Here is an 11199-nt window from a genome sequence, read left to right as displayed (position 1 = left end):
TTCGCGCTAATCACACTAATCAAGGTAAATCCGGTTCAGTTTTGCAGTCACGTCTCCCCTCTCCTTCAGGAGAGGGGCCGGGGGTGAGGTGGTGTGATCGGAGAGGGGCCGGGGGTGAGGTGGTGTGATCGGAGAGGGGCCGGGGGAGAGGTGGTGTGATCGGAGAGGGCCCGGGGGAGAGGTGGTTTGATCAAAGATGGCCCGGGGTGAGGTGGTTTAACATTTGTTTAACAAAATAATTCTGCTCCGGTAAACATCTTCCATCTTTTTTTGTTACAATTGCAGGATAAATGGAAAAGAGTAACAAATATTTCAAAGCCGTCAGCGGGATTATTCTGGCATTGCTGGTAGTTATTTCTACCGGAGGGGTTTTGATATTTGAGCATCATTGTGCCTGCAACCATAAGGTTACAACCCATTTGATCCCTGTTGACCACAGCTGCTGCCACGATGGCTCTTCATTAATGTCATGCTGCTCCGGGCAGGAGAATGAATCATCATGTCCGGCTGGCAATGAAAGAGATTGCTGTCAGACAATCCCGGTTTACCTGAAAATTTCTTCCCCGTTTGAAACCGGTATAATCAAACAGGTCAACCGTATTACTGAGATAGAATCCTTGTTGGCTGCTTTTATATCATTGAATGTTGATATAACGGTAATAGATGATCTTCTTCCGGAAATGTCAGCCAACCCACCTCCCATTTTACCCTGTAAACGAATTATCTCATTTCATCAGTTGAAAATTGCACCTCCTGAATATTCCATTTAAGCTTTAGTGGAATAGATATTATTTTTTAATCAGGAGGATATATTATGTATAAAAAATATGCTTTTATGCTGCTCTGCCTGCTAATTTTCAGGCATGGGTATCCGCAGCATGAAGACGAACATAAGCACGGAGATGGCCATGTCCATGGATTTGTTTACGAAATTGGCAAATCAGGAGAAAAAAAAGTTTTGCCCGGAGCTAATGTTTACTGGGCAGGTACAACAGAAGGTACGGCAACGGGAAAGGATGGATCCTTCCATCTCGACAGGCATGAGGATGAAACTGTACCTCTGGTTGTAAGCTTCATCGGATTCGCTAACGATTCGGTTTTTGTTCACGACGATCAGGATTTCCTGGAAATAGAATTAACCATGAACAACACCCTCAAAGAAGTAGTAATTGCCAATAAGGCTCCCGGGGGGTTTGTTTCACGGCTTAGTCCTATTCAAACTTTCAATATCACCTCGGCCGAACTTCAGAAGGCTGCCTGTTGCAACCTGTCGGAAAGTTTTCAAACCAATGCTTCGGTTGATGTTGCTTATAGTGATGCCGTCTCAGGGGCCAAACAGATCCGTTTGCTCGGACTGGCGGGTAAATACAGTCAGATCCAGATGGAAAACATTCCAAACCTACGGGGATTAGGAACAGCATACGGGTTAGGGTTTGTCCCCGGGCCCTGGATGGAATCTATTCATGTTTCCAAAGGCACTGCATCTGTGAAAAATGGATATGAATCCATCACAGGTCAGATAAACATTGAATATAAAAAACCTGATAATAGTGAAAAACTATATCTGAATGCCTATGTAAACAACCATACCAAAGTGGAAGGAAATTTTAACACGGCCATGAAACTTAATGATCACTGGAGTACAATGGTACTGGGTCATGTTGAAAACCTTTCCCGCAAAATAGATCACGATGGAGATAATTTTATCGATGAGCCCCTGGTAAGGCAGTATCATTTGTTCAACCGCTGGAAATTTGATAACCATAAAAACATGCACGGACAATTCGGAATAAAAGTCCTGCAGGAAAACAGGCAAGGCGGTCAGGTTAACTATATTGATGAGGAGGTCAGGGTTCCTGCAAATGGATATGGAATAAACATACGTACAGACCGCCTTGAGGCATTTTCAAAAACAGCCTATCTGTTTAAAGGCAGACCGGGAACCAATATTGCCTTCATAAACTCCTTCATTTATCATTTCCAGGAATCCTATTTCGGCCTAAACGATTACAACGGCAGAGAAAATAACTATTACGGAAACCTGATGTTTCAGACTTACATTGGCAATACTAATCACCAGATCACTTCCGGATTAAGTTATATGATGGATAATTATGAGGAGTATCTGAACGACAGCATTTTCAGCCGCAGGGAAAGTGTTCCGGGTATATTTGCAGAGTACACATGGACTCTTCCGGAACAGTTCACTTTGCTCCTTGGCTTCAGAGCCGATTTCCATAATATTTTCGGTACTATGCTCACACCAAGGATGCATTTAAAGTACAATCCTCTGAAAAACACCATCATCCGTGCTTCTGTGGGTAAAGGATACCGGATGCCAAACGTTATCGCAGAAAACACCTATATCCTTGCCTCCTCCCGTAAAATCCACATCCTGGATAAACCGGAAATGGAAGAAGCATGGAACTATGGACTTAACCTGACACAATACATTGATATCCTGGGAAGGGAACTTGCCATTAACCTCGATTATTATCGCACATATTTTATCAACCAGGTGATTATCGACCGCGATTTCAGTCCCCAGGACGTGCTTATTTATAACCTCGACGGGCAATCATTTTCCAACAGTTATCAGGCCGAAGCCCAGTACGAACTTTTGGAAGGACTTGATATTACAGCCGCCTTCCGTTACAATGATGTGCGAATGACCATTAATGACAATCTGATGCGGCAACCCTTCGTAAATCGCTACAAAGGTTTGATTACCCTATCCTATGCTACCCGTATGAAAAAATGGCAATTCGATTTCACCAGCCAGTTTAACGGTGACAGCAGAATTCCTTCTACTGCCTCAAATCCGGAAAAATATCGGATGAAGGATAAATCACCTGCCTATACCATCCTGAATGCCCAGGTTACCCGTTACTTTAAAAAATGGGATATATATATTGGTGGTGAAAATCTTACAGGGTACAGGCAGAAGCACCCGATCATCGCTTCTGATGATCCTTTCGGAAAATACTTTGATTCCTCCATGATCTGGGGGCCTGTTTCTGGAATAAAGATCTACGCAGGAATCAGATATTCAATTAAATAAATTAAAAATTATTATATGATGAAAACAGCAGAAATTAATATCGAAAACCTCAAATGCTATGGATGTGCAAACACCATCAAAAGAGAAGTAAAGAGGTTCCCTGAAGTGACTGACGTATCTGTAAATTTTGAAGAACCAAATGTTGTCATTCATTACGAATCCGATGATGACCTGAGAGAAGCATTCGTCAGGAAACTTGCTCGTTTTGGATATCCTGAAAAAGGGAATAAAAATTTCTCCAACACTATGCTCAGCTATATGAGCTGTGCCATAGGTAGGATTCAAAAAGATGTATAACATTAATTCTGACTAAATATGAAAAACTTCAGTTTGATAATAATAGCCATTCTGGCAATTAACATTACATCAATTGCACAGGAAAAGGAAAGCAAAACGGAAAAGATTGAGATCAAAACTTCCGCAGTTTGCAGCATGTGTAAGGAAAGAATAGAACACGATATGGCTTTTGAAAAAAGTGTAAAATCGGTGGAACTCAATCTTAAAACAAAGATTGTAACCATAGAATACCGGAGAGATAAAACGGATCCTGAAAAGCTCCGCAAGGCAATCTCAGCAATAGGTTACGATGCCGATAATGTGGAAGCCGACCCAAAAGCCTATGAAAAACTTCCTGCTTGTTGCAAAAAGGATGCACCTCCGCACTAAGTCAATGCCATGATATGAAAACAAACCCGGGCAAACTTATCAATACAGCTTTATGGCTGTCGGTTCTGACTATAGTCTATAACATTGCCGAAGGTCTCGTTTCTATATTTTTTGGTCTTAGCGACGACACTCTGGCCCTTTTGGGATTCGGTATCGACAGTTTTGTCGAAGTAATATCCGGTGCAGGTATCCTGCATATGGTGATAAGGATGAAAAGATCCGGCGAGGAATTCCACGACCGGTTTGAGCGTAATGCACTTAGAATCACTGGATACAGTTTTTTTCTTCTTGCGGTTGGACTTATATTTGGTTCGATTATCAATATTACTCAGGGCAATAATCCTGACACAACGATTCCTGGAATTCTCATTTCGGTATTTAGTATTGGAACCATGTGGTTTTTGATGAGGGCCAAACTAAAAACAGGTAAAAAGCTCGGATCTGAAGCTATTATCGCCGATGCGATGTGCACACGGACCTGTTTTTATTTATCGGTTATCCTGCTAATCTCCAGCGGCCTGTATGAAATATTCAGAATTGGATATTTCGATATAGCCGGCTCCCTGGGTATTGCATGGTTTGCTTTCAGGGAAGGAAAGGAGGCCCTGGAAAAAGCAGCAGGAAAGACTTCCTGCTCTTGCGGAACCGATGGTTGTCATTGAATTTCTTAGTAATTTTATCCGATGGGGCGAAATCATCCTGAACCGGTCAGTGGGAGAAACCTTGTAATAACAGTGTTCCTTAACCTGGCAATTACCATTGCCGAGGTTATAGGAGGTATATTGTCCAACAGCCTGGCCCTGTTGTCCGATGCTCTTCACAACCTCAGTGATACCATTGCTTTATTCATTGCCTGGATCGCAAACAAAATATCCAGGCGGGCCTCCAACGACAGGAAAACATTCGGATACAAACGGGTCGAGATCCTGGCCGCTTTCCTGAATTCCCTGGTTCTTATTCTGGTTTCCGTTTTTCTTTTCATCGAAGCCGTCAAACGCTTTATGGACCCCGAGCCCATCAGGGGCCAGATCATGTTTATCGTAGCAACCGCCGGACTGGCAGCCAATCTGATCAGCGTATTAATCCTGAGAAAAGATTCGGGGAAAAACATAAATATCCGGTCAGCCTATCTTCACCTGCTTTCCGATACTCTGTCATCGGTTGCCGTAATCATAGGAGGCATCCTGATCTATTTCTTCGACCTGTTCTGGATTGACCCGCTGGTCACGGTTCTGATAAGCCTTTATATTCTCCGGGAAACATGGTTTGTGTTCCGTGAAACGGTGGATATTCTGATGCAGGGCACACCTCGTGGAATGAGCCTGAATAAAATCAAAGCCGAGGTTGAAAAAATCCCGGGGATAGCCAACGTCCATCATGTTCATCTCTGGAATCTGAATGACAGCCTCATTCATTTTGAATGTCATGTTATTGTTTCTGAGAACATCAGGGTTTCAGATACAAAGCCCATTTTGGAAACAATAGAACGCATGTTGATGGATCAGTTTGGCATAACGCATATAACTGTACAGTTCGAATACAACGTGGATCATGAAAGGTCTTCTATATCGGAACGCTTATAAGCCTCTTACACGGGGTTTCCCGGCAATAAAATCTTTCAGGTAATACGGTTCGAAATAAGCTACATCTTCAAAGTCTTTTTCCAGGAATTTTTTCCACGACAGGCCGCACATAAATTTTGCTGAGACCTCAAAACCAGCGGGATAAAATACGTTGGGCAGTTTTTCCAGGATGTCGCGTGTTTTAGCTGCACCGTCTCCAATAAAACATATGGGGTAATCTGCAAGATACTCCAGGAATGAGTTTTCCGTAACGATCATAGCCTGTGTTTCCATTACCTCCTGAAGGTTTTGGTTAAACACTGCCGTATAAACCTCCATACGACGGGCATCGATCATAGGACATAATAATGATCCCGGCTGTATTCCCGGAAGACCAGAAGCTCCAGCCGCCATGGATTGCAATGTAGGAACCGAAATCATTGGAATATCAAGTGCATAACAAAATCCTTTGGCAGCAGAAACCCCTATCCTGAGGCCGGTATAAGAGCCCGGACCCATGCTGACGGCAACAGCATCCAACTCAGAATATGCCATCCCTTCCTGGTTAAGAAGTTCATTGATTAATAGGGTTAAAACTGCAGAATGTGAGTTCTTCTCATGGCTTTCAAGGCATGACAGAACTCTGCCATCCAGGGATAAGGCGACGGAACAAACCTGTGTTGCAGTCTCAATATGAAGCAGATAAGCCACTATTCTTCGTCTTCACTGAACAGGTTCTTTTTATCTACTACTGTTACCTCGTCACCGTCTTTCAACCTTTTAGAAACAGCGCGATAGGGGCCGGTAATAACCTCCTGCCCATCCTCAAGGCCTTCGGTGATAACAATATACATATTATCCTGGATGCCGGTTTTTACAGGAACCATAGAAGCTTTGCCATCAACGACAAGGAAGACCACTTCCTGGATTTCCTCTTTACCTTTGATACCTGTCTTCGATTCCTCAGCAATTTCTTCGGGTTTATCATTCTTTGTTGTATCGGCGCGGGTGGTAACCGACTGAATCGGGACGGTAAGGGCATTATGGGCTGTCTCTGTCTGAATTTCCACTGTTGCTGACATACCCGGGCGTAACGGAGAATAGGTTGGCTGGTCTTCTGGTATCAGATCCGAATATGATTCGGGGAAGATCCTGATCTTTACATCGAAGTTAGTCACCTGGTCGGCGCTAACCCCCGCTGTATTGGCAGAAGTAGCAATTTCTGTAACTTCTCCCAGGAATATTTTGCCCAGGTATGCATCCACCTCAATCTCACAGGTATCTCCTAACGAAACTCTTACAATATCGTTCTCATTAACCTCCACATTGGCTTCCATGTTGCCGAGGTTTGCTATCCGCATGATCTCAGTACCGGCCGAAAACTGGCTGGCACCTGTAACCCGTTCACCTACTTCAATATTCAACTTGGATACTTTTCCGTCATTAGGAGAGAAGATGGTCGTCCGTGTAAGGTTTTCCCGTGCTTCCTTAAGGGATGCCTCCCCGCTCTTCACACTAAAATCGGCACTCATCACACTTTGCTTCGCGGCCTCAACCTCAGCCTTTGCAACTTCAAATGTTGATTTGATAGCATCAAAATCAGCATCCGAAATAACCTTTTCCTCCCACAATGATTTATTCCTGTCGAAATTAGCCTTTGCATTCAGGAACTGTGCTTCCGCCTGGGCAACCCTGGCCCTGGCATTGGCCAGATTGGCCTTTTGGGAGCTCAGATTGGCTTCAGACCTCTCAAAATTAGAAATGTAAATTTCCGGGTCGATTTTCGCCAGGATATCACCTTTGGAAACCTCGTCTCCTTCTTTTACATGAAGTTCAACAACCTCACCCGAGATATAAGGGCTGATCATAACATCTATGGCAGGTTGGATCTTCCCATTGGCAGATACTGTTTCCGTTAAGGTACGCTTTTCCGCTTTTTCAACCGAAACCCGTATACCTTTGGATTTACCACCTTTATTTACAGCTACAATTACAAGAATCAGGATAATGACGGCTCCGCCTATGATGAGCCACATTCTGCGTTTGGACGACTTTTTCATGGAAAGCTAATTTCTGATGAATTTATTTACAACCGATCTATCCGGTAAAACATTATCTCGTAAAAATAACAAAATATCCCTACTTAACAATAAAATCCTCCATTGTAATGGGCTTACCCATATAAAAATCCAGGATTTTCGTCTTGAATACATAATCATACTTGGCACTGAGCAAATCAGATTCAGCACGGGTGAGCTGTGTTTTGGCAGTATTGTAGTCAAGAGAGTTGACCAAACCTACATTGAATTTCTGCTCCATATATTTAAATGCCTCACGGAACGACTCCAGCGACTTGAGGTTTGCCTGGTATGTCTTGTATGATGCCATAGCATCCGTATAGGCTGTCTCAACGTTTTTCCTCACTGTATTCTTCACAAGTTGCAGGTCGTATTCGGCAAATTCCACTCCCATTTTCGACTGTTGTATTCCGGTAGATACCTGGAAACCATTGAATATGGGTATGGATAACCCAATGGAGAGAGATTTGTTTTCATTGTTTCGGATCTGGTCTTCAAAAGGCATAGTACCGCTGTTTGGATCCAGGAAATTGTCGCGGATCTGATCGGAAACCGTGGTAGACCAGGATCCATTCATGCTGAGAGTCGGACTTCTGTAACCTCTGGTTATGGAAAGTGATTTTGAGGCACTCTGTAAGCGGTATTCAGCACTCCTAACTTCAGGAAGGTTGATTACGGCATACTTGAAAACCTGTTCCGGTTGCATCAACTCCGGCTGCACCCTGATCTGTATATTCGGTACATCGATCTCAAAAGGCTCGGATGCCGGAAGATCGAGTATTTGTAAAAGATCAAGGTAGGCAAGGTTCAACTGGTTTTGAGCGTTGATGAAATTGACTTCCTCGCGTGCTCCCTGCGACTGGATATCCAGCAGATCACCCCTGGCCAGCGTTCCCGCATCTACAAGTTTGCGAGTCCTCTCAATTTGTTGCTTGGTGATATCCACCTGATCGGCAGTTGTCTTGACCAATTCATTACTGAAAAGGATTTGAAGATACGCGCCTGCGATCATAAGAGCAATATCATCGCGCATTTTATCGGAATCATAACGGCTGGCTTCCAAATCAAGCTGGGCCTTCTTAATTGCATTGTATTTCTGCAAACCATTGAATAAAGTGATCCCCGAACTGACTGAGAAAAACTGCTGATTTGTGTTTTCAATGGTGTAAATGTTGGTCTGTGGGTTTGGTGACCTTCCCCATCCCCAGCCCGAAGAAGCATTTCCGTTCAGCGTGGGAAGCAGATCCAGTTTCTTTTGCAGCAAATCCGCCTTGTTGCTGGCTGATGTTAACTCACTTTGTTTGATCTGGATATTGTTGTCTAATGCATACAATATACAATCTTCCAGGTTCCACTTTTTCTGTGCACCAGCCTGAAAAGCCATTAGTATGACCAGGCTTCCTGTTAAAAAATATCTTAAAATCGGCATGACTGAAAATGATTTGAATCGGATCATAAATTAAGATTTTTGACGCATTTCGGGAGCTAAAAATGTGCCATTTTTATAAATTACTGATTTTCAAAAATTAATCGCCAATAAAATTATCCCTTTTAACGGAAAGTGTCCATTTTAAAACGTGTATTGTTCGTTAACGAACAGAGACCATTTGATAAACATCAAAAATAACAAAATATTTCCTGGCATCACAGTTTGCGAAATAATTTCGAATTGGATACTTTTACACAAAATTGAAAACCAACAGAAAAGATCATGAAAAGAATTAATTATATTCTGGCAATTGTTATTGGCTTACCTTTATTGTCAATAGCTTCTATCGGTGATACCATCCATGCGATGCACTATTCAATCACCATCAATGAAATCAACACTACAACACAAACAATTGATGCATCCACCCTAATCACTCTCAAACCTCTTGTTAATGATCTTGATGCAATCAGGCTGGAATTACTTGATCTGACAGTAACTTCAGTTGATGTTGACGGAACACCCGTAACAAACTTTAGCCATGATAACGGTTTCCTGGAAATCCCTCTTCCTGTTTCTGTCGACACCACTGATATCCTGAATGTTGAAATTGCATACAACGGCCAGCCTTTTCATGAATCCTGGGGCGGTTTTCATTTTTCAGGAAGTTACGGATTCAACCTGGGTGTAGGTATCAGCTACATCCCGCATAACCTTGGTAAAGCCTGGTTCCCTTGTATTGATGATTTCACCGACCGTGCAACATATGAATTGTTTGTAACTGTCGACGAAGGACTTACGGCTGTTTGCGGTGGCATATTGGTAGAAACTACCATTCCATCCCCGGGAAAGATCATGTACCATTGGGAATTAAACCAGCCCGTTCCCACATATCTTGTCTCGGTAGCGGTGGGCGATTACGTTCTCATCGAGGAAACCTATAACGGGCTGGAAAGAGATATTCCTGTCACGTATTATGTCAAGCCTGTTGACTCGGTTAAAGTTGCCGGTAACTTCGCCAACCTGAATGACATCATGATGATCTATGAAACCCATTTCGGCCCATATTCATGGGACAGGATGGGTTATGTAGGAACTCAGCTTGGCGCCATGGAGCATGCCACCAATGTTGCATACCCAAACAATACCATTACCGGCAATGCTACCTATGAATGGTTGTATGCCCACGAAATGTCGCATATGTGGTTCGGCGACAAAGTAACCTGTGACAAAGCCGAGGAAATGTGGCTGAACGAAGGCTGGGCAGTTTTCTGCGAAATGTTTTACACGGAGATCCTGTACAATGTGGAGACCTTTAAAACCACTCTCATGGATAAACACGCCGATGTGTTACAATACGTCCACGAAGAAGAAGGAGGTTACTGGCCGCTGAATAACCTGCCGCAAACTATCACTTACGGTACTTCTGCCTATGATAAAGGATCCACCGTGGTTCAAACCCTCCGAAATTATCTGGGCGATGAACTTTTCTTTGAAACAATGACAGCATTTCTTGATCATTTTGCTTTTACATCAGTGAACTCTTACGATATGCGGGATTTTATCACAGATCATACCGGGATTAATATGACCGGCTTTTTCGACAATTGGGTATTGAACGGCGGCACCCCTCATTATAGTCTCGACTCATTCAACATTCAGCCTGCCGAAACCGGATCGGAAATATCCCTTTACCTGAAAGCAAAGAGAAAAGGTCCATCCTGGAACGGGACCCTGCACAAAACCGATATTTATTTTATGGACAGCGACTGGAACTGGTCCATGGATACTGTTATTTTTTCCGGTGAAACAGGAATGTCAGTTAAATCTCTTCCATTTGAACCTGTCGCCGTTTTTGTTGACCTGGAAAGCAACATCTGCGATGCCAAAACCGGTGGATTTACGGTTGTTAACCAACCTGGGGATATAATTTTCGACCATACCTTTTTTCAGTTAAGCACCCAGGAAATTACAGATTCAGCCTTTGTTCGCGTGATCCATCACTGGGTTGCACCCGACAGCCTGAAAGCACCTGTGCCCAATCTCAGAATTTCCGATTACCGCTACTGGTCGGTTGAAGGGGTTTTTCCGGATGATTTCGTTGCAACCGGAAGGTTCCAGTATAACAAAAGCGGATACCTCGATAACACTCTTATCCTTAGTGAAACGGATTCCATTATTATCCTCTACCGCAAAGATGCAGCCCATGACTGGGAAAACATATCTTTTACCCGTATCGGCCCCTGGTCTATAGGATTCCTGTATGTCGACTCATTAAAGATTGGGGAATATACACTCGCGGTAATCGATATTTCCGTAGGTGAAAATGAGAATGAATTACCCCCGGACGATAAATCCTGGATGCATATTTTCCCCAACCCCTCAGGCAACAGGTTCCATATT

The 11199-nt window shown here is 43.3% G+C and carries 10 protein-coding genes; 7 read left to right on the top strand and 3 right to left on the bottom strand.

Annotation, left to right across the window (positions count from 1 at the left end; translation table 11 throughout):
- The first annotated feature begins 290 nt into the window (after nt 1–290).
- The 6 genes from KKA81_05605 (at nt 291) to KKA81_05580 (ending at nt 5310) form a co-directional block, all read left to right on the top strand.
- Nucleotides 291–770 carry a hypothetical protein gene (locus KKA81_05605; GenBank protein ID MBU2650390.1) on the top strand — a complete coding sequence of 160 codons (480 nt, stop codon included), beginning with the start codon at nt 291–293 and terminating at the stop codon, nt 768–770.
- A 65-nt stretch (nt 771–835) separates the two neighbouring features.
- Nucleotides 836–3061, top strand: coding sequence for a TonB-dependent receptor (locus KKA81_05600; GenBank protein ID MBU2650389.1), 2226 nt, complete (start codon nt 836–838; stop codon nt 3059–3061).
- A gap of 15 nt (nt 3062–3076) precedes the next feature.
- Complete coding sequence (locus KKA81_05595; GenBank protein MBU2650388.1) at nt 3077–3358, top strand: heavy-metal-associated domain-containing protein; 282 nt, start codon at nt 3077–3079, stop codon at nt 3356–3358.
- 18 nt (nt 3359–3376) lie between these two features.
- Complete coding sequence (locus tag KKA81_05590) at nt 3377–3727, top strand: cation transporter (protein MBU2650387.1); 351 nt, start codon at nt 3377–3379, stop codon at nt 3725–3727.
- Nucleotides 3728–3741: 14 nt separating this feature from the next.
- Nucleotides 3742–4389 (top strand): cation transporter, encoded by a 648-nt coding sequence (locus KKA81_05585; protein ID MBU2650386.1) that lies wholly within the window; start codon nt 3742–3744, stop codon nt 4387–4389.
- Nucleotides 4390–4410: 21 nt separating this feature from the next.
- On the top strand, nt 4411–5310 hold the full coding sequence (locus KKA81_05580; protein ID MBU2650385.1) for a cation diffusion facilitator family transporter: 900 nt from the start codon (nt 4411–4413) through the stop codon (nt 5308–5310).
- Here the strand turns inward: KKA81_05580 and tsaB are convergent.
- From tsaB to KKA81_05565, 3 genes are all read right to left on the bottom strand, one after another.
- The gene (gene tsaB / locus KKA81_05575; protein MBU2650384.1) at nt 5305–6000 is read right to left on the bottom strand and encodes a tRNA (adenosine(37)-N6)-threonylcarbamoyltransferase complex dimerization subunit type 1 TsaB; all 696 of its coding nucleotides are present in this window, start codon (nt 5998–6000) and stop codon (nt 5305–5307) included. The genes KKA81_05580 and tsaB overlap by 6 nt on opposite strands.
- A complete protein-coding gene (locus KKA81_05570) occupies nt 6000–7349 on the bottom strand; it encodes an efflux RND transporter periplasmic adaptor subunit (protein ID MBU2650383.1) in 1350 nt (449 codons plus the stop codon). Before KKA81_05570 ends, tsaB begins: the two co-directional genes overlap by 1 nt.
- A 79-nt stretch (nt 7350–7428) precedes the next feature.
- Entirely contained in the window at nt 7429–8823 is a 1395-nt protein-coding gene (locus KKA81_05565; GenBank protein ID MBU2650382.1) for a TolC family protein, read from the bottom strand.
- 255 nt (nt 8824–9078) lie between these two features.
- Between KKA81_05565 and KKA81_05560 the strand changes: the two genes are divergently transcribed.
- Nucleotides 9079–11199: M1 family metallopeptidase (locus KKA81_05560; protein ID MBU2650381.1), on the top strand; the 2121-nt coding region annotated here is incomplete at its 3' end.

The organism is Bacteroidota bacterium (assembly GCA_018831055.1).
Classification (GTDB): Bacteria; Bacteroidota; Bacteroidia; order Bacteroidales; family B18-G4; genus M55B132.
Note: the sequence above shows the minus strand (reverse complement) of the source record. Positions and strands in the feature narration are given on the sequence as shown.

What these genes read in the sequence shown, in the direction of transcription:
- KKA81_05590 (MBU2650387.1), top strand. Translation starts at nt 3,377, where the DNA reads ATGAAAAACTTCAGTTTGATAATAATAGCCATTCTGGCAATTAACATT.
- KKA81_05580 (MBU2650385.1), top strand. Translation starts at nt 4,411, where the DNA reads ATGGGGCGAAATCATCCTGAACCGGTCAGTGGGAGAAACCTTGTAATA.
- KKA81_05595 (MBU2650388.1), top strand. Translation starts at nt 3,077, where the DNA reads ATGATGAAAACAGCAGAAATTAATATCGAAAACCTCAAATGCTATGGA.
- KKA81_05570 (MBU2650383.1), bottom strand. Translation starts at nt 7,349, where the DNA reads ATGAAAAAGTCGTCCAAACGCAGAATGTGGCTCATCATAGGCGGAGCC.
- KKA81_05565 (MBU2650382.1), bottom strand. Translation starts at nt 8,823, where the DNA reads ATGATCCGATTCAAATCATTTTCAGTCATGCCGATTTTAAGATATTTT.
- KKA81_05600 (MBU2650389.1), top strand. Translation starts at nt 836, where the DNA reads ATGCTGCTCTGCCTGCTAATTTTCAGGCATGGGTATCCGCAGCATGAA.
- KKA81_05605 (MBU2650390.1), top strand. Translation starts at nt 291, where the DNA reads ATGGAAAAGAGTAACAAATATTTCAAAGCCGTCAGCGGGATTATTCTG.
- KKA81_05585 (MBU2650386.1), top strand. Translation starts at nt 3,742, where the DNA reads ATGAAAACAAACCCGGGCAAACTTATCAATACAGCTTTATGGCTGTCG.